Below are 23,993 nucleotides of genomic sequence, written 5' to 3'. Positions count from 1 at the left end.
CTCTGGAAAAAATATAAAATTATTAGAAACTAGTAGTTCTAGGAAATGAAGGAATGAGGAGCGGAGCTTATTAATAATAAGTGAGTACCACAATGACTGAAATTGACGACGAAATACGAAGTTTATAAGAATTTTAAAATATTCCGCGATAGCTCAACGGTGGAGCACTCGGCTGTTAACCGATAGGTTGAAGGTTCGAATCCTTTTCGCGGAGCCATATTTTTAAAATAAAATTTTTAAATAAATTAAGAGAAGCAAGTAATGCTAGGAAATGACTGAGTGAGAAGCGGAGTTTATTTATATAAATGAGCATAGAAACGAAGGAAATTGACGACGCAGTACGTAGCTTATATTAATTTAAAATCTGGTGATGATGGTTTAGAGGGTAACACTCCTTTCCATTCCGAACAGGCAAGTTAAGCCTCTAGACGCCGAGAGTACTGCACGGGAGACTGTGTGGGAGGGTAGGTTGTTGCCAGGTAACTAAAAAAAGTTAGGTCATTAAAACCTAGCTTTTTTATTTTCCCTAAAATTAGATTATAAATTGATTTTAGGAGAAGTTATTAACAATATAAATACTAAAAGGTTATCTTATCAACAATTCATACTTAATATGTTGATAAAAATCATTGATTTTATGAATAAATGTGTATTATTTAAAATATAATTTGATATGTAGTTAATTAATGTATTTCGGAACGGTTAAGAGTATGTAAATATATTCTTAATATTTTGAAAATTTTAAATATTAAAAGGGATTCTACAAGGAATATAGAATAAAGAAAATACACTGGAAAATCTCTAAATCAATGGGAGGGATAGCTTATGAAACAATATAAGGTAAATAACCTTAGAAACATAGGAATAGTTGGACACAGTGATTCAGGTAAAACTAGCTTAATGGAGGCATTGCTTTATTATACTGGTAGTACTGATAGATTAGGTAGAATAGAAGAAGGAAACACAATTAGTGATTTTGATGTAGAAGAGAAAAGAAGAAAAGTTTCAATTTCAACAGCAGTGTCATTTTGTGAATGGGAAAATGTAAAATTAAACCTAGTTGATACTCCAGGCTATTTTGATTTTATAGGCGAGATGATAGAAGGATTAAATGCTGTAGATTTAGCAATGGTTGTAGTTTGTGCTGTATCTGGTATACAAGTTGGGACAGAAAAAGCATATGAGTATGCTAAAGAGAAAAAAATTCCAAAAGCTTTTTTTATAAATAAATTAGATAGAGAAAATAGTAATTTTGAAAAAACATTAAATCAAATACAAGATAGATTTGGAATATCAGCAGTCCCTATACAGTATCCTATAGGATCAGAGAATGATTTTAAAGGATTAGTAAATGTTATATCTAAAAAGGCTAGAATATTTAACCCTCAAACAAAAAAGATGGAAGAAACAGAAATTCCAGAAAGCATAAAAGATAAAATAGATGAATGTAGACAAATGGTAATGGAAGCTGTAGCAGAAATGGATGAAGTTTTATTAGATAAATATTTTAATGAAGGTGAGTTAAGCGAAGAAGAAATATATGATGGATTAGTTAAAGGGGCATCTGTTGGCGAAATAGCTCCTATAATGTGTGGATCATCAACTACAGGGGTGGGAGTACACACATTACTTGAAGATATAATAGAATGTTTTCCATCACCAGTTGATACAACATTATATAAAGCAAAAAATTTAAAAAATGATAATTATATAGATATAAAAATAAATGAAGAAGAACCATTTTCAGCATTAGTATTTAAAACTATTGCAGATCCTTTTGTTGGAAAATTATCAATGTTTAGAGTAATAACTGGAAAAGCTAAAGCTGATACAGTTGTTATGAATGCAAACAAAAAGAAAGAAGAAAAAATGGGAACATTGTATTTTTTAAGAGGAAAACAACAGTATACAACAAGTGAAATTAAAGCTGGTGATATAGGGGCAGTATCAAAACTTAATTGTACAAATACAGGGGATACGCTATGCAATAAAGGACGTATGATTACATTTGAAACATCCACTTTCCCAAAACCAGTATATTCAAGAGCAGTAATGACTAAATCAAAAGGTGACGAGGATAAGATATCAAATGGATTATCCAAACTTTTAGAAGAGGATCCAACATTTTCAGTTAGTAGAGATTTAGAAAATGCTGAAACAATAATATCAGGAATTGGATCTACTCATTTAGAAGTAATAGTTAGCAAATTAAAGTCTAAATTTGGTGTAGATGTATCATTAGAGCTTCCTAAAACACCTTATAGAGAAACGATTAAAAAGACTGCTGATGTGCAAGGTAAATATAAAAAACAATCTGGTGGACATGGTCAATATGGCGATGTTAAGATAAAATTTGAACCAAGAAATGATGGCGATGATAGTTTAGAGTTTGTTGATAAGGTTGTAGGGGGAGTTGTACCAAGACAGTATATACCTGCTGTAGAAAAAGGGTTAAAAGATTGTGTAAACAAAGGTATTTTAGCTGGATATCCAGTTATAAGATTAAAGGCTACATTGCATGATGGATCTTATCATCCAGTAGATTCCTCAGAAATGGCTTTTAAAGTAGCAGCATCTTTAGCATATAAAAAGGGATTACAAGAGGCGGAACCGGTATTATTAGAACCTATAATGAGAATAGAGATAATAATTCCAGATGAATATATGGGTGATGTTATAGCGGATATAAATAAGAAAAGAGGAAGAATACTTGGAATGGAACCTATAGATAATGGCCAAAAGATTATAGGGGAAGTACCTCAAGCAGAACTTTATGATTATGCTACTGACTTAAGGTCTATAACTGGTGCAAGAGGTGAGTTCAATACTAATTTTGAAAGATATGAAGAGGTTCCAATAGAGGTAGTTAATAAAGTTATAAAAGAAATAAGTTAGTTATATAAAGTATTAAAAAAGATGTCAATAAATAAATTGACATCTTTTTTGTATTAATTGAATAATATTTATTTTTAGTAGCAATAATATAAATAAAATGTTTAGGGGGCTAATATGTCTTACTATAAAATGAACATAATAGGTAGAATAAATTTAAGCGACTACAGTAATATACACGATTATATGGAAATAATAGGACCAGAAGATGAATTCACTGTTATGATGGAAAATAGTAATGAAGAGGACATACAAGTTTTATGTAACATGCTACAAACAGAAAAATTTAATATATTGGAAAAAGGAGGAAATGAAGATGGCCGGCTTTTCATTAGAGCGAATAAGAAAAAATGAAATAGAAACTGATAAAATATTGCGAGAAGAATATAGACCCTATAATGAAGGTGAAAAAGATTATAATAATTTTGAAGAAACAAATTATATACCATCATATGGAGTTAAAAATTGGGTTGGTGACATATACATAGATTCAGTTATACATGGCAAAAGAACTCCAAAAGATTAAAAGAGCTTTATAGGCTCTTTTTTTATTTTAAAATTAAAGTTGCAATAAAGTATAAAAAAAATTTATAATGAATTTATAGAATAGTTTAAATATAAGCTATAATTTTAAAACGAGGGGGAGAGTATATGACAAAATTATACATAACAAGACATGGAGAAACTGAATGGAACAAACTTGGTAAGATGCAAGGGTGGAACGATTCTCCTTTAACAGAACTAGGAAAAGTACAAGCCCAATGGCTAAGAGATAGGGTAGAAAATATAAACTTTAGTAAAATATATACTAGTTCATCAGATAGAGCTTATAAAACTGCAGAAATAATAAAAGGTGATAGGGATATTGAAATAGTGCCAAGTTTAGACTTAAGAGAAATAAGACTGGGGGTATGGCAAGGATTAACTCAGGAGGAAATAAGTGAATTAAATAAAGAAAATCATTATAATTATTGGAATAAACCAGAAAAGTACATAACAGTAGAGGGTGCAGAAAGCTTCGAAGAAGTTAGGGATAGAGCATATAGAACTATTATGAAAATGGTAAGAGAAAATAAGGGAAAAGAAATTTTAGTAGTAACTCATACTACAGTTTTAAAAGGTTTTATGTGTGCACTACAAAAGAAAGAAATTAAAGATTTGTGGGAACCTCCATTTATAAAACAAACTAGTTTAACTGTTGTTGAATTTGATGAAGATGAAAATTATAAGATTATTACCAATGCGGATGCATCTCATCATCAATATACTTTTAAAGAATATAATCAATTTTAAATAAATTACATATATATACATATATGTATGATATAATATAGGATAGTTTATTTTTTATGATGATTGATTTTTATATAATTTATAACAATTCAGTTGTATTAGATTTTAAAAATTAGGGGAATAAAATTAATATTATAAGTTAATTTTATTATTTAGAAGTTATATATTAAATGGAATTAGTATATAACTAAAAATAAAATAATCTATGGGGGGATAGTATGATAAGAAAATTTGTTTCTTACTACAAAGAACATAGGCTCATATTTATTATTGATATGGTATGTGCTTTTTTGGTTGCGGCACTAGATTTGTTTTTTCCAATGATTACAAAAGAGTTGTTAGATTACGGTATTCCCAATAAAAATATTAATATGATAATAAAATTTACAATAGCTTTAACTGTATTATATGTTATCAAATTAATATGTAATTATATAATAGATTATTGGGGTCATGTAATGGGGGTTAGAATTCAGTATGATATGAGAAAAGAAATTTTTTCTCATTTGCAAACATTACCATTTAGTTATTTTGATGATAATAAGACAGGCCACTTAATGTCACGAATAGTCAATGATTTAATGGAAATATCTGAACTTGCACATCATGGACCAGAAGATTTATTTATTTCTTTAGTCATGTTAATAGGTTCATTCATATTACTTTGTAAAATAAATATAACCTTAACACTGATAATATTTGCTTTTATTCCATTCATAGTTTGGTTTGCTATGGTTAAAAGGGTTAAGATGGCAAGGTCATTTGATAATGTAAGAAAAAAGATAGCAGATGTTAATGGCAGTTTAGAGGATAGTATTTCTGGAATTAGAGTTGCAAAAGCATTTACAAATGAAGATTATGAGATGGAAAAATTTGATGATAATAATGTTCAATTTAAAACTGCCAGAAGTTATTCTTATAAGTGTATGGCTGAATTTTTAGCTGGAATAAGGTTTATGGTAGATATGCTAAATGTTGTAGTTATAGGTGCTGGTGGATACTTTGCATACAAAGAATATATAACTATATCAGAGTTAGTTGCCTATCTTTTATATATAACATATTTTATGCAACCAATAAGAAGACTTACTGCATTTATAGAGCAATATCAAAGTGGAATGTCTGGATTTAAAAGATTTCTAGAAATTATTAATACAAAGACAGATATTGTTGAAAAAGATAATGCAATAGAATTAAAAAATGCTATAGGAAATATAAAGTTTAATGATGTAACATTTAAATATAAAGATAGTGAAGAAGTTATAAGCAAGATAAATTTAGATATTCAAAGTGGACAAACTGTAGCTTTGGTAGGACCATCAGGAGGAGGTAAAACTACTATTTGTAATTTACTACCTAGGTTTTATGATGTTAATGATGGAAATATTACTATAGATGATATAGATGTAAAAGATTTAAAAATAAAATCATTAAGAAAAAATATAGGAATAGTTCAACAGGAAGTATTTTTATTTACAGGAACAATAAAAGAAAACATTTTATATGGAAATCCAGAGGCTACAGATGAAGAAATTATTGAAGCGGCTAAGAATGCTAATATTCATGAGTTTATAGAATCTCTTCCAGATGGTTATGATACCTATGTTGGAGAAAGAGGTATAAAACTTTCAGGTGGACAAAAGCAAAGAGTAGCGATAGCTAGAATATTTTTGAAAAATCCGCCTATTTTAATATTAGATGAGGCAACTTCAGCTTTAGATAATGCAACTGAGATAATGATTCAAAAATCTCTTGAAAAGTTATCCAAAGGAAGAACTACAATAGTAGTTGCACATAGGTTATCTACTATAAAAAATGCAGATACAATAGTGGTAATAACTAGCGAGGGAATTGAAGAACAAGGAAATCATAATGAATTATTAAATAGAAAGGGTATTTATTTTAACTTGTACAATTGTCAATTTACCAATACAAATTTAGAAGAAGATATTATAGTTGAGTAAGCTATAATATTTTCTTATAACTGCAATATAATCATAAATTAACTTTCTGTTTTAAATTATAAAAAATAAATTATCATAAAAATAATCATCCTTCTTAAGTACAATAGCAAAAGAAAAACATCTATGTTTATGGAAAAAAAGGAAATAAGAAAAAAATATAGAATATTAACTTAAGAGTAAAATGGAAATGAGATAGGAGAGAAAATTATGATAAAAAACAAAAGTAATATATGTGAATTGATAAATAAAGTAAAAAACTTTTCATATGAGAAAGAAACAAGTTTAGTAGAAGTGGAATTAAAATCAGAAGAAACAGTTCATATTAGATATTATGAAGATGATTGTATTAAGATAAATTACTATGATTTTGAAAAGGGCATTTCAACATTATATAAAGATAGAAAATATATAAACAAAGAGCTTTTCCAATAAGGAAAAGTTCTTTGTTGTGCTTTTATAATATGTGAATATAAAAGGTAGAAATGGAAAAAATAATATTTGAAAGTATAATACAAATATTGTATGATAATATTAAGGTCAAAGAAAGTCAAGGTAAATGAAAAATATGGAAAAGGTGATTTTGTGGCTAAGTTATCAGATTTAATAGAGAGTTTTATAAAAGAGTTAGTAGATGAGTCTATAGATAATCAAATTCAGATACAAAGAAACGAATTAGCAGATTATTTTAGTTGTGCGCCATCTCAAATAAATTATGTATTATCTACCAGATTCACAAGAGAAAAAGGTTATTACATAGAAAGCAGAAGAGGGGGAGGAGGATGTATAAAAATTATAAAAATAGAATATACAATCCATAATAATCTTTTAGAAATTCTTAATGAAAAAATAGGAGATTATATAACATATAATAATACTGTAAGTATTTTAGAAGCTTTAAAAGAGGAACAAATAATAAGCGAAAGAGAAGAAGAGATAATTAAGATAACATTAAATGACAGAACATTATCTTGTATTGGAAATAGTAAGAATAGATTAAGGGCAGATATACTAAAGTCCATAATTTTTAATATATTAGAATAATAAAATGGAGGGGTAATTTTGATTTGTAGCAGATGTAAAAAGAATGAGGCAAATTTTCATATAACAAAGGTTGTTAATGGTGTAAAATATGAGGAACATTTATGTGAAGTGTGTGCTAAAAATAATGCTATAGGTCTAGATGCAGATTTTTCATCTCAGTTCTCGTTTCAAAATATTTTAAGTGGTTTTATTGATTATATGGCTAATAATCGAGAAGAACAAATATCTAATAAAGTATGTTGTAAAAAATGTGGTCAAACTTATGAAGATTTTAAAAAAACAGGTTTATTAGGTTGTGATCAATGTTATGAGAGTTTTAGCGAAGCAATGACAGCTATTATAAAAAGAGTTCAATTAAGTAGTATGCATAATGGTAAAATACCACAAAAATATGGAAATGAACTTAAGAAGAAAAGAGAAGTTTTACAGTTAAAAGAAAAACTTAAAAATGCTATAGAAAAAGAAGAATATGAAAAGGCAGCAGAAATTAGAGATGTTATTAGAGAGTTAGAAAGGTAGGGGAAGAATACTATGGAAAATTGGATAAATGCTGAAGGCGTAAAGGATAATGTAATTTTAAGTAGTAGAATAAGATTAGCAAGAAATCTAAAAGGATATCCCTTCCCAAATAAAATTAATAAAGAAACTGCTGATGAGATTATTAAAAATATAGAAGATGCTTTTTATTTAGATGAGAATTTTAAAGAAGATTTTAAAACAATAAGGTTAGATGAAAAAACAGAGATTGAAAAGGAAATGCTATTTCAAAAACACATTGTAAGTAAATCTCTTTTAAAAAATAAGGATATAGGTGCAGTAATATTAAACAATAATGAAACCATTAGCGTAATGATTAACGAAGAAGATCATTTAAGAATACAAGGTATATCTAATGGTTTAAGTTTAAAGGAAATTTATGAAAATATAAATAAAATAGATAATATTATAGAGGAAAAATTAGAGTTTGCTTATGATAGTGATATAGGATATTTAACTGCATGTCCAACTAATGTAGGGACAGGGGTAAGAGCTTCCGTAATGGTTCATTTACCTTGCCTTTGTATGACGAGGGAAATAGAAAATGCTTTTAATGCAGTTAGCAAAATGGGAATGACTATAAGAGGTTTGTATGGGGAAGGCTCTAAAGGTTACGGAAATATATTTCAAATATCTAATCAAATAACTTTAGGTCCTACAGAAGAAGAAATAATTAATGGACTTAATGCTATGATATATCAAATAATAGATAAAGAAAAAGAAGCAAGAACAAGACTCATGAATAGCTATAAATATGAGATGGAAGATAGAATAATGAGAGCTAGAGGAATTTTAAGTACAGCAATAATTATAGATTATAAAGAAAGTATGGAGTTATTATCTATGATAAGGTTAGGTATAGAGTTAGGTTTAATTAAAGATATAAGTAAAACTTCTTTAAATAAATTACTAATAGATATAAGCTTACCAGCATTACAAGATAAATTTAAAAATGAAATTAAAAATGACAATATAAATTTTTATAGAGCTATAGTAATTAGGGAAAATTTTATTAAGCGAGGTGTTTAATATGTTTAATAGATTTACTGAAAGAGCAAGAAATGTGCTTATGTATGCAAATGATGAGTCAAGGGAATTTAAACATGGATATGTTGGAACAGAACATATTTTATTAGCAGTCTTAAAAGAGGACGATGGAATTTCTAAAAATATATTAAATGATTTTAATATCAACTATGATAATGTAAAAAATTTGATAGAAGCTTATGTTGGCTATGGTAATATTGAAATGAGTGAAAATGAAATTGCTTTAACTCCAAGAACAAAGAGATTATTTGAAATTAGTTTAGTTGAAGCAAGAAGTTTAAATCAAAATTATATATCTCCAGAGCATATGACTTTGGCACTTATACGAGAGGGTGAGGGAGTAGCCTATACGATAATTGTAAATTTAGGCGCTGATCCATTAAAGTTATATAAAGATATTCAAAAGGCTATTAAAGGAGAAGAAAGTAATATTAAATCTCATAGTAAGAAAAGTAAAAAAGATACCAAAACTTTAGATAAGTATGGAAAAGATATAACCGACTTAGCATATGAAGGAAAACTTGATCCTATCATAGGAAGAGATAAAGAGACAGAAAGGGTTTTGGAAATACTTTGTAGAAGAATGAAAAATAATCCATGTCTTATAGGTGATCCAGGGGTTGGTAAGACAGCCATAGCTGAAGGTTTAGCTCAGAAAATAGCATCCGGTAATATACCAGAAATTTTAAAAGAAAAAAGGGTTGTATCTTTAGATATGTCTTCTGTTCTTGCAGGTTCAAAATATAGAGGTGAATTTGAAGAGAGATTAAACAATATTATAGAAGAGGTTGCTAAGGCTGGAAATGTTATTTTATTTATAGATGAGATTCACACTATTGTTGGTGCTGGTGGTGCAGAGGGTGCAATTGATGCATCTAATATATTAAAACCAGCATTAGCTAGAGGTGAAATACAATGTATAGGTGCTACAACTTTAGATGAATACAGAAAATATATAGAAAAAGATGCTGCATTAGAAAGAAGGTTTCAGTCAGTATTAGTAGATGAACCTACTAAGGAAGAGGCTATAGAAATCTTAAAAGGATTAAGAGATAAGTATGAAGCACATCATAGAGTTCAAATTACAGATGAAGCAATAGAGGCAGCAGTAAAACTTTCAGATAGATATATTACAGATAGGTTTTTACCAGACAAGGCTATAGATCTTATAGATGAAGCTGGTGCAAAAATGAGAATAGAAAATTTAACAACACCAAAATGCTTAAAAGATTTACAGGAAAAACTAGAACAAGCGACAAAAGAAAAATCAGATGCTATAACTATGCAAGATTTTGAAAAAGCAGCATCTTTAAGGGATAAAGAAAAATCAATAAAAGAAGAGATTGAAAAAGAGGAAAAACAATGGTCATCTAAAAAGAATGATGCAAATTCTATAGTAGATGCAAGTCATGTAGCAAATATTATTTCAAGATGGACTAATATACCAATTGAAAAATTAACAGAAACTGAAGCAACTAGGCTTTTGAAACTTGAAGAGATTTTACATGGAAGAGTTATAGGGCAAGATGAGGCTGTAGAATCTATATCAAAAGCAGTAAGAAGAGCAAGGGTTGGACTTAAAGATCCTAAGCGACCGATAGGTTCTTTTATATTCTTAGGACCTACAGGTGTAGGTAAAACAGAGCTTACTAAAGCTTTAGCACAAGCTATGTTTGGTGATGAAAATAATTTGATAAGAATTGATATGTCAGAGTATATGGAGAAACATTCTGTATCTAAGCTTATAGGGGCACCTCCTGGATATGTAGGTTTTGATGAAGGTGGACAATTAACAGAGAAAGTAAGAAGAAATCCTTATTCAGTAATTTTATTTGATGAAATAGAAAAAGCACATCCTGATGTATTTAATGCATTGCTTCAAATTTTAGAAGATGGAAGACTTACTGATGGAAAAGGTAAAACAGTAAACTTTAAAAATACAATAATAATAATGACTTCAAATGTAGGAGCTTCAGACATAAAAAAACAAAATACAATTGGATTCGCTAAAAATTCACTAGAAGCAAGTACAGGACATGAAAAAATGAAAGAAAATATTATGGAAAAACTAAAATTAACTTTTAGACCTGAATTTTTAAATAGAATAGATGATATAATAGTATTCCATAAGCTAAATGAAAGTGATTTATTAAAAATAGTAGAATTAATGCTTAATGTATTATCAGATAGATTACAACAACAAAATATAAATATAAAATTTTCTAATGAAGCAAAGGAATTTTTAGCAAAAGAAGGTTTTGACCCAACCTATGGAGCAAGACCTTTAAGAAGAGCTATAACTAAAATTATAGAAGATAAATTAGCAGAAGAAATTTTAAAAGGAAATGTAAATACTGGAGACAGTGTAATTGTTACAGTAGATAATGATAACTTAAAAATAACTAAAGAATAATATTAGTAAGATATAAAGGTGTAATTTTATTAATGAAATTACACCTTTATTTTTAAAAACTGGAACATATTTTGAGTTATAAGTAAAAGGGAATATAATTAAAGTATTAAGAGAATAAAGAAAGAAATCAATTACATAAGTTTGGAGGAAAGGTTATGGCAAAGACTAAGAATGTATATGTATGCAGTCAATGCGGATATGAGTCGCCTAAATGGATGGGAAAATGCCTTAATTGTAATAGTTGGAATACTATGATAGAAGAAGTTAAGGTCCCAGAAAAGGCAGTTGTATTTAATAGAGCGGTTACTATAAGTGGCGGAGGGAAGCCACAAAATATAAAAGATATAAAATCAAGTCAATTTGAAAGATTTGATACAGGAATTAATGAATTGAATAGAGTAATTGGTGGTGGATTAGTTAAAGGTTCGTTAACGCTTATATCTGGAGATCCAGGTATAGGAAAATCTACAATACTACTGCAAACTGCTAAAAGGATAGCAGATAAGTATGGAAAAGTTTTATATGTATCTGGTGAGGAGTCAGAAGAACAAATAAAAATGAGAGCTGAGAGATTAGATTGTATAAGTGATAATTTATATATTCTTTCAGAAACTAGTATAAATCTAATTGAAGAGCATATAGAAAATATGAATCCTGTATTTGTAATTATAGATTCTATTCAAACTTTATTTAAATCTCAAATAACTTCAGCACCAGGAAGTGTTTCTCAAGTTAGAGAATGTACAAATGATTTAATGAGAATAGGTAAAACAAAAGATATACCACTTTTTATAGTAGCACATGTAACTAAACAGGGGGAACTTGCAGGACCTAGAGTTTTAGAGCATATGGTTGATACAGTTTTATATTTTGAGGGTGAAAGAACACAAGAGTTTAGAATTCTAAGGACTATAAAGAATCGTTTTGGGACTACTAGTGAAATTGGGGTCTTTGAAATGAGGGAAAGTGGACTTGAAGAAATTTTGGATGCGTCTAGTGTGTTTTTGCAAGAAACATCTTTTGAGCAAGAAGGATCTGTTGTTATTGCAACAATAGAGGGTACAAGACCATTATTAGTAGAAATACAAGCATTAGTAAGTGAAACTAAAGCAGTTATGCCAAGAAGAACTTCTGTAGGAATTGATCATTCAAGAATGAGTCTTATTTTAGCTGTTTTAGAGAAAAAATTAAAAATACCTTTTTATAGTAGTGATGTTTATGTTAATGTAGTTGGTGGGTTGAATTTAGAAGGGACATTTGGAGATTTAGGATTAGCAGTAGCATTAATATCTAGTGCTAAGGGTAGAACAGTGAAGTTAGAAAGACCACTATTTGTTGGTGAAGTTGGACTAACAGGAGAAGTTCGCCCTATATCCAATATAGAGAGGATTGTAAATGAGGGACAAAAAATGGGATTTAAAAATATTATAATGCCTTATAAAAGTAAAGAAAAATTAGGCGATAAATTTAAAGGGGTAAATATTATAGGGATAACAACGGTTAAGGAAGCAATGGGGAAAGTGTTTTAAGGTTAATATTTTTTAAAAAAGCATTTTACTATAATAGTAATTTAGTATATCATACTTATGCAATCACCTATTGGATTATAAAAATTAAAGGAAGTTTGAATAATGAAGGGAGTGAAACCCATTATTACTTTTGTGAGTTTGTAGTAGTGGATTATATGAAAGAAGAGAAAAACAATGAATTAATGAATGTGTTAAAAATGATGGCCCCAGGAACATTATTAAGAGAGGGTTTAGATAATATTTTAAGAGCAAAAACAGGTGGACTTATAGTTTTAAGTGATAGCAATGAAATACTAAATTTAGCTGATGGTGGTTTTAATATAAATGCTGATTATACTCCTGCATATATATATGAATTGGCTAAAATGGATGGTGCTATAGTTGTAAGTAGTGATTTAAAGAAAATCTTATTAGCAAATACTCAGTTATTGCCTAATTCTTCAATAAGTACATATGAAACAGGAACTAGGCATAGAACAGCGCAAAGAGTAGCGAAACAGACTAATAGTATAGTTATAGCTATATCGCAAAGAAGAAATATAATAACTTTATATAAAGGTGATTTAAAATATGTGTTAAAAGAAAGTAGCGAAATATTAGCTAAAGCCAATCAAGCTATACATACTTTAGAAAAATATACAGTAGTTTTTGATAAAGCTATTGTAAATTTAAATGTACTTGAAACTAATGGTAACGTAACATTAACAGATATAACTACAGCAATTCAAAGAGTTGAACTTATAATGAGAATAATTAAAGAAATAGAGACATATATTTATGAACTTGGAAATGAAGGTAGACTAATAGATATGCAACTAAAAGAGCTTATAAAAAATGTTGAAGAAGAGGCGATATATCTTATGAAGGATTACTGTGGACATGATATTTGTTCAGGTAATATATATAAAAACTTGGCAAAGTTAACAGAAGAAGAACTTTTAGATTTGAATAATATATCTAAAATATTAGGTTATTCTAATTGCTCATTAACAGAAACTATAGTTTATCCCAAAGGATATAGAATTTTAAATAAAATATATAGATTGCCATCAACGGTGATAGAAAATTTAGTAAATCAATTTAAAGAATTGAGGTTTATTATATCAGCAACAGTAGCTGAATTAGATTCAGTAGAAGGTATTGGGGAGATAAGAGCTAAATATATTAGTGATTGGTTCGAAAAATTTAAAGAGCAATATCATATTCAAAAACAAATATAGCACAAATTTAAATTTGTGCTATATTTCATAAATTACTTTAAGGTGTATTTTCCAAGTGAAACCATATTTTTATACTCTTTTAGTAAAATATCATAAATATTTAAATTAGTGCAATTGCATAAAGAAGCTATATAAAAGAAGTGATTACCTAATTCTTTTTCAATAATCTCTCTACAATTATCGCAGAGCTGGCCTTTAACATGTGTATCAAAACAACTTTTAAAAGAATCAAAATCAGAAGTATCAAAATCATTAGGTACCTTTTGTTTTGAAGCTTCAATTTGTAAGCAGCCACATGAAGTTATACACTTTACAATAGACCTATTAACCCTAGATTGGGACTCATCAAGTTTACTCATAATATCTAATATACTTCTGTGTCTAAGTAAACAATCATCAACTGAATTTTGAAACTCATCAAAAATTAAATCTTTCATTTTCATTCAACTCCTTATAAAAAAACATAACTAAATCTTATTCTTGTAAAAAAGCTAGAGGAGATGTGATGACTCTATAATATATTATTAATTTAAATAATGATAGGGGGTCAAAGTTAGGAAATTTTTGAGAAAAACATAAAAATGTTTCTGAATTTTAACTTTTATAAAATAAATAGTGATAAAATATTTGTAAAATATATATCTCTATTGAAATAATATATTTGATAATATATATTATTTATAAAGATAGGATAGTATTAGTGGTATTTGTCAATAATTAAATAGGAGGTGAATATTATTGATTAAAAAAATATTAAGAGTGCTTATAACTTTAGGGGGAGGAAGTTTAGGTTACATAGTAGGAAAACTAGTAATAGATTATAATTTATTATCTAAAATAGGAATAATGTCAACATCGTCAGTTAAAGGAATTTTATTTATTATATTTTGTATTTTATTATTTTTGTTATTCTTTTACTTTATATCTGCATATGTAACTAAACTTATTATTAAAACGATAGATTGTGTAGAAAAGAGATTACAAAAATTACCGACAGCAGATATGTTATTAGGACTAGCAGGTGCAGTTTTAGGTTTAATTGTTGCTTCATTGCTAGCAAACCTAGTAAAAGCAAATTCTGCTATTTCAACAATAATAGTGTTTATAGTAACTGTCATATTAGTTGTGGTTTGTGCTGATATGGCAATTAGAAAGAAAGAGGATATATTAAATCTTTTTTCTAATATGAAAAAGGGATCTACATCAAAAGATGGCAAATTAAAAAATATTCCCAAAGGTACGGCTAAAGTACTAGATACTTCAGTGATAATAGACGGAAGAATTTTTGACCTTTGTCAAACAGGATTTATAGAGGGAACTCTTGTAATACCTAACTTTGTATTAGATGAGTTAAGACATATTGCTGACTCTGGTGATGGGTTAAAAAGAAATAGAGGAAGAAGAGGGCTTGATATACTTAATAAAATACAAAAAGAGTTAAGTATAAAAGTTGAAATTTGGGAAGGTGACTTTCCAGAGATTGCAGAGGTTGATAGTAAGTTATTAAAATTATCACAAGTTTTAAATGGAAAAGTAATAACAAATGACTATAACTTAAATAAGGTTGCAGAAGTTCAGGGTGTTCCAGTGCTGAATATAAATGAGTTAGCTAATGCTATAAAACCAGTAGTTCTACCAGGAGAAGATATGAAAATACAAATAGTTAAAGATGGTAAGGAATCTGGGCAGGGACTAGCATACTTAGATGATGGAACTATGATTGTTGTTGAGGATGGTAGAAATCACATTGGTGATATTGTAATAGTAACAGTTACATCAGTATTGCAAACAGCAGCAGGAAGAATGATTTTTGCAAGAATTAGAGAGGAAGTAAAAATGTTAAATGGCAAATAAAGTAATAGTATTAGCAGCAGGAAGAGGAAAGAGAATGGGCGCTAATAAAAACAAGCAATTTCTAGAACTTAATTGCAAGCCTATACTATACCATACACTTATGGCCTTTAATAATTGTAATCTAATCGATGAAATTTTATTGGTTGCTTCTGAAAAGGAAGTAGATTATTGTAGACGTGAAATTGTTGATAAGTATAAAATTGATAAAGTAAAGAAGATAGTATGTGGTGGTAAGGAAAGACAACATTCTGTTTTAAATGGGCTTAAGGAATTAACAGATTGTGATACAGTTCTTATACATGATGGCGCAAGACCTTTTGTTGATGAAAAGATTATAGAGGATGGAATAAAATATTCCAAAGTCTATGGAGCTTGTGCTTGTGGAGTATTACCTAAAGATACTATAAAGATAAAAGATAATAGTGGGTTTTCATTAAAAACACCAAATAGGAATGATTTATTTGCAGTTCAGACACCTCAATCTTTTAAATACGATTTAATTTTAAAATGTCATGAAAATATTTTAAAAGAAAATATAAGTGTTACTGATGATACTATGGTAGTTGAACATTATGGGAATAAAGTATTTCTTTATGAGGGGAGCTATAATAATATAAAAATAACTACCCCAGAAGACTTATTATTAGCTGAAAAGATAATAGAAAATATAAGATAACAAAATTAATTCTAGGAAAGTAAAAATTATAAAATATATAAATTACTTTCCTTTTTTTTACCTTGACATGATTTTTTTAAAATGGTATATTAAATTTACTTTTATAAAAGAATAATGATAAGCGATGATAAAGAATAGTAGAAATTACTATACAGAGAGAAAACTTTATGCTGAGATGTTTTCACCAATTTCGAACCTACTTTTGAGCAGTAGCAAAAACTACCGGTAATAAATACCGATATCAAAATGAGAGTACAAAATTTAGGTGGTACCGCGATATAACTCGCCCTAAAACAGGGACGAGTTTTTTTTTATACAAAAAAATAAGTGTATATAGATTTAAGGAGTGTGGCAAGATGAGAGTATCAAATATGTATTTAGGAACATTAAGAGAAGTTCCAGCAGAAGCAGAAATATTAAGTCATCAATTAATGTTAAGAGCTGGTATGATGAGAAAGTTAGCATCAGGAGTGTATAACTATTTACCAATAGGTCTTAAAGTGCTAAAAAATATCGAAAACATTGTAAGAGATGAGATGGATAAAGCAGGAGCACAAGAATTCTTATGTTCAGCGTTACTTCCTTCAGAACTTTGGAAGGAATCTGGAAGATGGGATGTTATGGGACCAGAAATGTTCAAATTGCAAGATAGAAATGAAAGAGAATTTTGTCTAGGACCAACACATGAAGAAGTGTTCACAGATTTTGCAAGAAATGAGATAAAATCATATAAACAATTACCAATAAATTTATACCAAATTCAAACAAAATATAGAGATGAAAGAAGACCAAGATTTGGAGTGATGAGATCAAGAGAATTTGTTATGAAAGATGCATATTCTTTTGATAGAGATGAAAAAGGACTTGATTTATCATATGATAAAATGTATGAAGCATATTGTAACATATTTACTAGATGTAGATTAGATTTTAGTCCAGTAGAAGCAGATTCAGGAGCTATGGGTGGATCAGGATCAGCAGAATTCATGGTTAAATCAGAGGTTGGAGAAGATGAAATAGTATTCTGTGATGAGTGTAAATATGCTGCAAATGTTGAAAAAGCACCAGCTACAGCAGAAGAAGGACCAGATGAAGACTTAAAAGAATTAAATAAAATCCATACACCAAATATAAAAACTATAGACGAATTAGTTAATGGTTTAGGAATAAGTAAGAAAAAGTTAGCAAAAACTTTATTATTTAAAGCTGATGAACAAATAGTTGCTATTATGGTAAGAGGCGACAGAGAATTGAATGAAATAAAGGTTGCAAATGCACTAGGTGGTGTGGTAGAATTCATGATGTGTGATAGTGAAAAAGTTATCAATGCAACTAACGCGCAAGTTGGTTTTGCAGGCCCAATAGGAATAAAAGTAGACAAATTGTTTATTGATGAAGAAGTTACTAAAATGAAAAACTTTGTTATTGGAGCTAATGAAACAGACTATCATTTTGAAAATGCCAACTATGGAAGAGATTTTGAAGGAATTGTGGGAGATTTCAGAAAAATCACTGTTGAAGATAAATGTCCTAAATGTGGTGGAAATATCACAATTGCTAGAGGCGTAGAAGTAGGACATATATTTAAACTTGGCACTAAGTATTCAAAATCTATGAATGCAAATTTCATTGATGAAGATGGAAAAAATAAACCATTAGTTATGGGTTGTTATGGTATAGGTGTAAATAGAACAATGGCAGCTATAATAGAGCAACATAATGATGAAAATGGTATAGTTTGGCCTTTAGAAATAGCACCATATCATATTGTTGTAATTCCTGCTGTTATGAAAAATGAAGAACAAGTAGCAGAAGCGGAAAAAATTTATTTACAACTACAACAATTAGGAATAAAGGCTCTTTTAGATGATAGAAATGAAAGAGTTGGAGTTAAATTTAAAGATTCTGAGTTAATTGGAATACCAATGAGAATTACAGTAGGTAAAAAATTAACTGATGGAATAGTAGAATTTAAACTTAGAAATGGTGGGGAAGTTGAAGAAATTAAAATTTCCGAAATAATTGACAGAATAAAGGTTGAATTTGAACAAAATAAGTTATAAAATAAAAGTAGATAATAACTGGCATGATTATGTATTATAATCATGCTAGCTATAATAAAACATAAGGGTTTAAATGTAAGGGGCTATTATTAGTGTTATTAAAAAGGGGAAAAACTAAATTAAATTTTCTGATAAGATATACGTTTCAAACAAAACTAATGTTTCAAACAAAAACGAATGTTTGAAACAAAGTCAATGTTTGAAACAAGAAAAATCTTTCAAACAAAAGGAGAGTAATAACAATGATAACATTAGCTGACGTAAAAAAAGCGCAAGAAAATCTTAAAGGGGTATCAAGAAAAACTCCGTTATTTGTATCATCAACTTTTTCAAAACAAACAGGATATGAAGTATATCTAAAATGTGAAAACAAACAAAAAACTGGTTCTTTCAAATTAAGAGGAGCTTACAATAAAGTAGCATCCTTAACTGAAGAAGAAAAGGCTAAAGGAGTTGTTGCTTCATCAGCAGGAAACCATGCGCAAGGTGTTGCTTATGCAGCTACAGCATTTGGAATTAAGTCTACAATATGTATGCCAGTTACTGCACCACTTGCAAAAGTTCAAGCAACTAAAAACTATGGTGCAACAGTAATACAACATGGAGAAGTTTATGATGATTGTTATGCTAAAGCAGTAGAAGTTCAAAAGGAAACAGGCGCTACTTTCTTACATCCATTTGATGATGATCAAGTAATGGCTGGACAAGGAACAATTGCTCTTGAAATATTAGAAGATTTACCAGATGCAGACGCTATTTTAGTACCAATTGGTGGTGGCGGAATTATTGCTGGTATAGCAGTTGCTGCAAAATCTATAAATCCTAACATAAAAATAATTGGAGTTCAAGCAGATGTTATAGCTTCAAGTAAAGCTTCTTTAGAAAAAGGAGAAGTTGTAACAGTTGATGGACCTAAGTCATTAGCAGATGGTATATCAGTTAAAACTCCAGGAAATAAAACATTTGAAGTAATTAAAAAATATGTTGATGAAATAGTTACAGTTACTGAAGATGAAATAGCAAGCGGAATATTCTCATTAATGGAAAGAAATAAAGTTGTAGCTGAAGGTGCTGGTGCTGTTGGACTAGCTGCATTATTATCAGGAAAAGTTAAAAATGCAGGTAAAAAAGTTGTTGCAGTAGTTAGTGGTGGTAACATAGATATAGCTACAGTTTCTAAAATAATAGATAGACAATTACTTTTAAATAAAAGAAGAATAACTTTACAAATTGAATTAAAAGATAAAATAGGTGAATTAGGAAATTTAATTTCTGAAATAGCATCATTAGGCGGAAATGTTTATAAAGTAAAACAAGATAAAAACTGGAATCCAAAAGGATTAGAAATTTCTAGCATTGAAATTGAAGTAGAAACAGAGTCTAAAGATCATGCAGAAATGATAAAAACAGCATTATCATCAAAAGGATATGCTGTAGAAGAATTAACTAAATAGTACATAAATACGTAAGTGTTTTATAAAAAAGCGTTTATAACTTTTCAAAGTTGTAAACGCTTTTGTTTTTAAAAAATTAATTAATTTTAAATATTTAAAAAGGTTATAATTAAAAAATAAATATAAGAAAGTTTCTATTTAATTATTTAATATGATAATATGTATTGTGTAAAAACAACATAGTTTGATATATAATATGTTGTATAGGGAAACAAACTCCTATTCAAATTCATTGAAAAAACTAAAAGTATTTTCATTTAAAATAGAGTTGTGACTTTAACAGTTTGTAAAATCGCATCACTCTTTTGGATACAAAAAATTTAAATGAATAACTTGAAAAGTTAATGTAAAAACCTATAAGAAAGATAGTTCAAAACAAAGTATAAAATAAGGAGAAAATCATGGATTTTGATTTAATAAAAAATAAATTTTCAGAAACAGATATAATACAGTTAAACCCATTAGTATTAGCATTGGCTGGAGATGCTGTATATGAAGTATTTATAAGAACATATTTGATAGAAAAATTTAGGGGCATGAATGTAAATAAATTACATAAAAAAACAGTAAGCTATGTTAAAGCTAAATCTCAATGTGAATATATGAAACAAATTATTGACGAGTTAAATGAGAAGGAAATGGCAATATTTAAAAGAGGTAGAAATAGTAAATCACATACACCTAAAAATGGTGATGTTATAGAGTATAAATGGGCTACAGGGTTTGAGGCATTAATTGGATATTTATATTTAAGTGGAGAAACAAAAAGATTAGATTACATATTAACAAAGATCATAAGATACGAGGAGGAAAAAACTAATGTTGAAAGTTAAACTTATAGAACATACACCTAATCCAGAAAAAGTAGTGGCATCAGCAGCTAAACTTTGCTATAGCTCAGTTGGGGTTGATGAAATCTTAGAAGGATTAGATGAAAATAAAACAAATAAATTTATAGAAATGTTAATGAATTATGGACACTATTCACCGGTGGAACATATAAGTTTTACCTTTGCTATAGAAGGTGTATCTAGAAGTTTAACACATCAATTAGTAAGACATAGAGTAGCTTCATATTCACAACAAAGTCAAAGATATGTTAAATTAAAACAATTTCAATATATAGTCCCACCAAACATAGAAAAAAATGAAAAAGCCAAAGAGATTTTTATAAACGCAATGAAAAAAAATCAAAAGGACTATGATGATATAGTTGAAATATTATACAATGATTCTTATAATAGTGAGATTCAAAAATATATAGAAAGTAACAAATTAGAATGTGAAGATGAAATAGATGAAAAAGTTAAAAAAAGAATTAAAAATTCTAGTATAAAAAAAGCTATAGAAGATGCTAGATATGTATTCCCAAACGCATGTGAAACTAAAATTATAGTAACTATGAATGCTAGAGAACTTATGCATTTCTTTGCTCATAGGTGTTGTAATAGAGCTCAATGGGAAATTAGAAATATGGCGGATGAAATGCTTAAAGAAGCTAAAAAAGTGGCACCTACAATATTTAAGTTTTCAGGCCCTTCATGCTTAAAGGGGTCATGCCCAGAGGGTACTATGACTTGTGGTGAAATCTTGAAAATTAAAGATAAATATAATCAATTATAAAATTTGAAAGAGGTTAAGTTTATGACTAAAAGAAGAGATGAAAATAATAGATTTAAAGAAAATAGAGTAAGAGAAAATAAATTTAAAGGAAATAGAGAAAGAGAAGAAAGAATAAAAGAAGATTTAGTAGTAAGAGAAGATTTGATAGAAGGAAGAAATGCTGTTATAGAAGCGTTAAAATCTGATAGAACTATAGAACAAATATTAGTAGCTAAAGGAGATTCTAAAGGCTCTATAAATGTTGTTTTAGGATTAGCTAAGGAACAGGGAGTTGTAATTAAGCATGTTGAAAGAGCTAAACTTGATGAAATGTCTCAAACTTCAGCTCATCAAGGAGTTATAGCAAAGGTTACTCCTTATAAATATTATGATATAAAAGATATATTAGATTATGCAAAATCTAAGGAAGAAAAACCATTTATAATAATCTTAGATGAAATTGAAGATCCACACAATTTTGGATCAATAATAAGAACGGCAGAAGTTTGTGGGGTGCATGGAATTATAATTCCAAAACGAAAAAATGTTGGGGTAACACCTACAGTTTATAAAACAGCAGTTGGTGCTACAGAACATATGAGAATAGCGAAAGTTACTAATATAAATACTACTATAGATGAATTAAAAGAACAGGGACTTTGGATTTATGGTGCAGATATGTCAGGTGAAGTATGTTACAAAACAGACCTAAGTGGAGCGGTTGCATTAGTTATAGGAAGTGAAGGAAAAGGTATGTCAAAACTAACAAAGGAAAAATGTGATGTGTTGGTTAAAATACCTATGGTTGGACAAATAACTTCATTAAATGCTTCAGTAGCAGGTGGAATATTAATGTATGAGGTGTTAAAACAAAAGTCTTAATGACTTTTGTTAATCATTGTGAGAATAGTTTTTGTTGATGGATATAATGTAATAAATAGTTGGCCAGAACTAAAAGAAATGAAGGAATATAGTTATGAGTCAGCTAGAGAAAAATTACTTGACATAATGCGTAATTACTCAGCGTTTTGTGGTTATAAAATAGAAGTGGTATTTGACGCTCATATGGTTAAAGGAGCTTATGAAAAAAAAGAAAAACATGATAAGGTAAGTGTGGTATTTACTAAGGAGGGAGAAACGGCAGATGGATATATAGAAAAAAAAGTGAATCTTATAGGACGAAAATTTGAAGTATATGTAGTTACATCTGATTCCTTAGAACAACAAGTTACATTCCAAAGGGGTGCTAGTAGGATGTCTTCTTTAGAATTTTATCATGAAGTTATGAAAGTTGAGAGGAAAATAGGAAAGAAATGTGAGAAGGTATACTCTCAAAAGAGGAACTTATTTGAAGATATGATAGATGAAGATATAGCAAAAATATTAGAAAAGATGAGAAGAAGTCAGTAATAGTAAGCTTGACGCAATTTTATAATACTGTATAATCTAAAGTAAATTCATAGTTAATTTTTGGAGGGAATGCTGTTGGAAAAAAGGGTTGACAATGGAGAAAATAAAAATTCCTTTATAGATAAAACGGATGAAGAAATAGTTATATTAGCTAGAGAAGGAAGCAAAGAAGCATTAGACTACTTGTTATGTAAATATGAAAATTTTGTTAGGGGAAAAGCTAAATCATATTTTTTAATTGGGGCAGACAGAGAAGATATATATCAAGAAGGTATGATTGGACTATTTAAAGCAATAAGAGATTTTAGATTGGATAAATTGGCATCATTTAAGGCATTTGCAGAGCTTTGTGTTACAAGACAAATAATAACAGCAGTTAAAACTGCTACTCGCCAAAAGCACATTCCTTTAAATACTTATATATCTTTAAATAAACCAATATATGATGAGGAATCTGAAAGGACTTTAATGGACATAATATCAGGGGTTAAGATTTCAGATCCAGAAGAATTAGTTATAAGTAGAGAAGAATTACAAAACATAGAGAATGAAATAGGGCAAGTGTTATCAGAACTTGAAATGGAAGTTTTAATGTCGTATTTAGATGGAAAATCTTATCAGGAAATTGCTTGTGACCTTGATAGGCAAGCAAAATCAATAGATAACGCTCTTCAAAGAGTTAAAAGAAAATTAGAAAAATGTCTAAATAAAAGAGTGTGATTTGCGTTGACAATACATTATACATATTGTATAATGAATAACTGATATAAAGCAATTTATACGACGCACTTGAATAAGGAAAATGCCCATATAGCTCAGTAGGTAGAGCGTCACCTTGGTAAGGTGGAGGTCACCGGTTCAATCCCGGTTATGGGCTCCAAACTCGTTGAGGGATGACAACACGCCAGGATGAGTTTATAGGATAAATATTTAAAGATTAAAAGGAGGAATTATAAATGGCAAAAGAAAAATTTGAAAGAAGTAAACCGCACGTTAAC

22 protein-coding genes, 2 tRNA genes and 1 rRNA gene are annotated in these 23,993 nt (G+C 28.8%); 24 read left to right on the top strand and 1 reads right to left on the bottom strand.

The window, feature by feature from the left end; genetic code table 11:
- Positions 1-142 precede the first annotated feature (142 nt).
- From CSGHG_RS11665 to disA, 14 genes are all read left to right on the top strand, one after another.
- A tRNA-Asn gene (locus tag CSGHG_RS11665) sits at positions 143-217 on the top strand.
- 146 nt (positions 218-363) lie between these two features.
- A 5S ribosomal RNA gene (gene rrf, locus CSGHG_RS11660) occupies positions 364-481 on the top strand.
- A 344-nt stretch (positions 482-825) separates the two neighbouring features.
- Entirely contained in the window at positions 826-2,895 is a 2,070-nt protein-coding gene (fusA, locus tag CSGHG_RS11655) for an elongation factor G (RefSeq protein WP_010295417.1), read from the top strand.
- 114 nt (positions 2,896-3,009) lie between these two features.
- Positions 3,010-3,246, top strand: a complete 237-nt coding sequence (locus CSGHG_RS11650) for a hypothetical protein (protein WP_010295414.1) — start codon at positions 3,010-3,012, stop codon at positions 3,244-3,246.
- Positions 3,209-3,418: a hypothetical protein gene (locus tag CSGHG_RS11645; RefSeq protein ID WP_010295412.1), complete on the top strand. Its 210-nt coding sequence runs from the start codon at positions 3,209-3,211 to the stop codon at positions 3,416-3,418. Before CSGHG_RS11650 ends, CSGHG_RS11645 begins: the two co-directional genes overlap by 38 nt.
- A 125-nt stretch (positions 3,419-3,543) precedes the next feature.
- Positions 3,544-4,185 carry a histidine phosphatase family protein gene (locus CSGHG_RS11640; RefSeq protein WP_010295411.1) on the top strand — a complete coding sequence of 214 codons (642 nt, stop codon included), beginning with the start codon at positions 3,544-3,546 and terminating at the stop codon, positions 4,183-4,185.
- Positions 4,186-4,403: 218 nt separating this feature from the next.
- Entirely contained in the window at positions 4,404-6,149 is a 1,746-nt protein-coding gene (locus tag CSGHG_RS11635) for an ABC transporter ATP-binding protein (RefSeq protein ID WP_010295409.1), read from the top strand.
- 207 nt (positions 6,150-6,356) lie between these two features.
- The gene (locus tag CSGHG_RS11630) at positions 6,357-6,581 is read left to right on the top strand and encodes a hypothetical protein (protein ID WP_010295407.1); all 225 of its coding nucleotides are present in this window, start codon (positions 6,357-6,359) and stop codon (positions 6,579-6,581) included.
- A 90-nt stretch (positions 6,582-6,671) separates the two neighbouring features.
- Complete coding sequence (locus CSGHG_RS11625; protein WP_187117225.1) at positions 6,672-7,190, top strand: CtsR family transcriptional regulator; 519 nt, start codon at positions 6,672-6,674, stop codon at positions 7,188-7,190.
- An 18-nt stretch (positions 7,191-7,208) separates the two neighbouring features.
- The gene (locus CSGHG_RS11620; RefSeq protein ID WP_010295402.1) at positions 7,209-7,709 is read left to right on the top strand and encodes a UvrB/UvrC motif-containing protein; all 501 of its coding nucleotides are present in this window, start codon (positions 7,209-7,211) and stop codon (positions 7,707-7,709) included.
- 12 nt (positions 7,710-7,721) lie between these two features.
- A complete protein-coding gene (locus tag CSGHG_RS11615; RefSeq protein WP_010295400.1) occupies positions 7,722-8,756 on the top strand; it encodes a protein arginine kinase in 1,035 nt (344 codons plus the stop codon).
- A 1-nt stretch (position 8,757) separates the two neighbouring features.
- Complete coding sequence (locus tag CSGHG_RS11610) at positions 8,758-11,187, top strand: ATP-dependent Clp protease ATP-binding subunit (RefSeq protein ID WP_010295399.1); 2,430 nt, start codon at positions 8,758-8,760, stop codon at positions 11,185-11,187.
- Between the two features lie 155 nt (positions 11,188-11,342).
- Positions 11,343-12,716, top strand: coding sequence for a DNA repair protein RadA (gene radA, locus CSGHG_RS11605; protein ID WP_010295397.1), 1,374 nt, complete (start codon positions 11,343-11,345; stop codon positions 12,714-12,716).
- 155 nt (positions 12,717-12,871) lie between these two features.
- Entirely contained in the window at positions 12,872-13,936 is a 1,065-nt protein-coding gene (gene disA, locus CSGHG_RS11600) for a DNA integrity scanning diadenylate cyclase DisA (protein ID WP_010295395.1), read from the top strand.
- A gap of 32 nt (positions 13,937-13,968) precedes the next feature.
- Here disA and CSGHG_RS11595 read toward each other — a convergent pair whose 3' ends face one another.
- On the bottom strand, positions 13,969-14,373 hold the full coding sequence (locus tag CSGHG_RS11595; RefSeq protein ID WP_010295393.1) for a nucleoside triphosphate pyrophosphohydrolase family protein: 405 nt from the start codon (positions 14,371-14,373) through the stop codon (positions 13,969-13,971).
- 301 nt (positions 14,374-14,674) lie between these two features.
- On the opposite strand from CSGHG_RS11595, the gene CSGHG_RS11590 reads away from it, so the two are divergent.
- From CSGHG_RS11590 to CSGHG_RS11545, 10 genes are all read left to right on the top strand, one after another.
- A complete protein-coding gene (locus CSGHG_RS11590; protein ID WP_010295391.1) occupies positions 14,675-15,790 on the top strand; it encodes a PIN/TRAM domain-containing protein in 1,116 nt (371 codons plus the stop codon).
- Entirely contained in the window at positions 15,780-16,466 is a 687-nt protein-coding gene (gene ispD / locus CSGHG_RS11585; protein WP_010295388.1) for a 2-C-methyl-D-erythritol 4-phosphate cytidylyltransferase, read from the top strand. The genes CSGHG_RS11590 and ispD overlap by 11 nt, the downstream gene beginning before the upstream one ends.
- A 356-nt stretch (positions 16,467-16,822) precedes the next feature.
- The gene (locus CSGHG_RS11580) at positions 16,823-18,529 is read left to right on the top strand and encodes a proline--tRNA ligase (protein ID WP_010295386.1); all 1,707 of its coding nucleotides are present in this window, start codon (positions 16,823-16,825) and stop codon (positions 18,527-18,529) included.
- Positions 18,530-18,771: 242 nt separating this feature from the next.
- Complete coding sequence (gene ilvA / locus CSGHG_RS11575; RefSeq protein WP_010295385.1) at positions 18,772-19,983, top strand: threonine ammonia-lyase; 1,212 nt, start codon at positions 18,772-18,774, stop codon at positions 19,981-19,983.
- A gap of 401 nt (positions 19,984-20,384) precedes the next feature.
- The gene (locus CSGHG_RS11570; RefSeq protein ID WP_010295384.1) at positions 20,385-20,816 is read left to right on the top strand and encodes a Mini-ribonuclease 3; all 432 of its coding nucleotides are present in this window, start codon (positions 20,385-20,387) and stop codon (positions 20,814-20,816) included.
- Entirely contained in the window at positions 20,803-21,606 is an 804-nt protein-coding gene (gene thyX, locus CSGHG_RS23255; protein ID WP_010295382.1) for an FAD-dependent thymidylate synthase, read from the top strand. The genes CSGHG_RS11570 and thyX overlap by 14 nt, the downstream gene beginning before the upstream one ends.
- 21 nt (positions 21,607-21,627) lie before the next feature.
- Positions 21,628-22,467: a 23S rRNA (guanosine(2251)-2'-O)-methyltransferase RlmB gene (gene rlmB / locus CSGHG_RS23250; RefSeq protein WP_010295380.1), complete on the top strand. Its 840-nt coding sequence runs from the start codon at positions 21,628-21,630 to the stop codon at positions 22,465-22,467.
- A gap of 18 nt (positions 22,468-22,485) precedes the next feature.
- Entirely contained in the window at positions 22,486-22,995 is a 510-nt protein-coding gene (locus tag CSGHG_RS11555; protein WP_010295379.1) for an NYN domain-containing protein, read from the top strand.
- 75 nt (positions 22,996-23,070) lie between these two features.
- On the top strand, positions 23,071-23,715 hold the full coding sequence (gene sigH, locus CSGHG_RS11550) for an RNA polymerase sporulation sigma factor SigH (RefSeq protein ID WP_010295378.1): 645 nt from the start codon (positions 23,071-23,073) through the stop codon (positions 23,713-23,715).
- An 84-nt stretch (positions 23,716-23,799) separates the two neighbouring features.
- Positions 23,800-23,875, top strand: a tRNA-Thr gene (locus tag CSGHG_RS11545).
- The last annotated feature ends 118 nt before the right edge of the window (positions 23,876-23,993 follow it).

This window comes from Clostridium senegalense JC122, assembly GCF_000285575.1.
Lineage (GTDB): Bacteria > Bacillota > Clostridia > Clostridiales > Clostridiaceae > Clostridium_J > Clostridium_J senegalense.
This window is presented reverse-complemented; position numbering and strand designations above follow the sequence as displayed.

Excerpts from the sequence above, each read along its gene's own strand:
- fusA (WP_010295417.1), top strand. The coding sequence starts at position 826 with ATGAAACAATATAAGGTAAATAACCTTAGAAACATAGGAATAGTTGGA.
- CSGHG_RS11650 (WP_010295414.1), top strand. The coding sequence starts at position 3,010 with ATGTCTTACTATAAAATGAACATAATAGGTAGAATAAATTTAAGCGAC.
- CSGHG_RS11645 (WP_010295412.1), top strand. The coding sequence starts at position 3,209 with ATGGCCGGCTTTTCATTAGAGCGAATAAGAAAAAATGAAATAGAAACT.
- CSGHG_RS11640 (WP_010295411.1), top strand. The coding sequence starts at position 3,544 with ATGACAAAATTATACATAACAAGACATGGAGAAACTGAATGGAACAAA.
- CSGHG_RS11635 (WP_010295409.1), top strand. The coding sequence starts at position 4,404 with ATGATAAGAAAATTTGTTTCTTACTACAAAGAACATAGGCTCATATTT.
- CSGHG_RS11630 (WP_010295407.1), top strand. The coding sequence starts at position 6,357 with ATGATAAAAAACAAAAGTAATATATGTGAATTGATAAATAAAGTAAAA.
- CSGHG_RS11625 (WP_187117225.1), top strand. The coding sequence starts at position 6,672 with ATGATAATATTAAGGTCAAAGAAAGTCAAGGTAAATGAAAAATATGGA.
- CSGHG_RS11615 (WP_010295400.1), top strand. The coding sequence starts at position 7,722 with ATGGAAAATTGGATAAATGCTGAAGGCGTAAAGGATAATGTAATTTTA.
- CSGHG_RS11610 (WP_010295399.1), top strand. The coding sequence starts at position 8,758 with ATGTTTAATAGATTTACTGAAAGAGCAAGAAATGTGCTTATGTATGCA.
- radA (WP_010295397.1), top strand. The coding sequence starts at position 11,343 with ATGGCAAAGACTAAGAATGTATATGTATGCAGTCAATGCGGATATGAG.
- disA (WP_010295395.1), top strand. The coding sequence starts at position 12,872 with ATGAAAGAAGAGAAAAACAATGAATTAATGAATGTGTTAAAAATGATG.
- CSGHG_RS11595 (WP_010295393.1), bottom strand. The coding sequence starts at position 14,373 with ATGAAAGATTTAATTTTTGATGAGTTTCAAAATTCAGTTGATGATTGT.
- ispD (WP_010295388.1), top strand. The coding sequence starts at position 15,780 with ATGGCAAATAAAGTAATAGTATTAGCAGCAGGAAGAGGAAAGAGAATG.
- CSGHG_RS11580 (WP_010295386.1), top strand. The coding sequence starts at position 16,823 with ATGAGAGTATCAAATATGTATTTAGGAACATTAAGAGAAGTTCCAGCA.
- ilvA (WP_010295385.1), top strand. The coding sequence starts at position 18,772 with ATGATAACATTAGCTGACGTAAAAAAAGCGCAAGAAAATCTTAAAGGG.
- CSGHG_RS11570 (WP_010295384.1), top strand. The coding sequence starts at position 20,385 with ATGGATTTTGATTTAATAAAAAATAAATTTTCAGAAACAGATATAATA.
- thyX (WP_010295382.1), top strand. The coding sequence starts at position 20,803 with ATGTTGAAAGTTAAACTTATAGAACATACACCTAATCCAGAAAAAGTA.
- rlmB (WP_010295380.1), top strand. The coding sequence starts at position 21,628 with ATGACTAAAAGAAGAGATGAAAATAATAGATTTAAAGAAAATAGAGTA.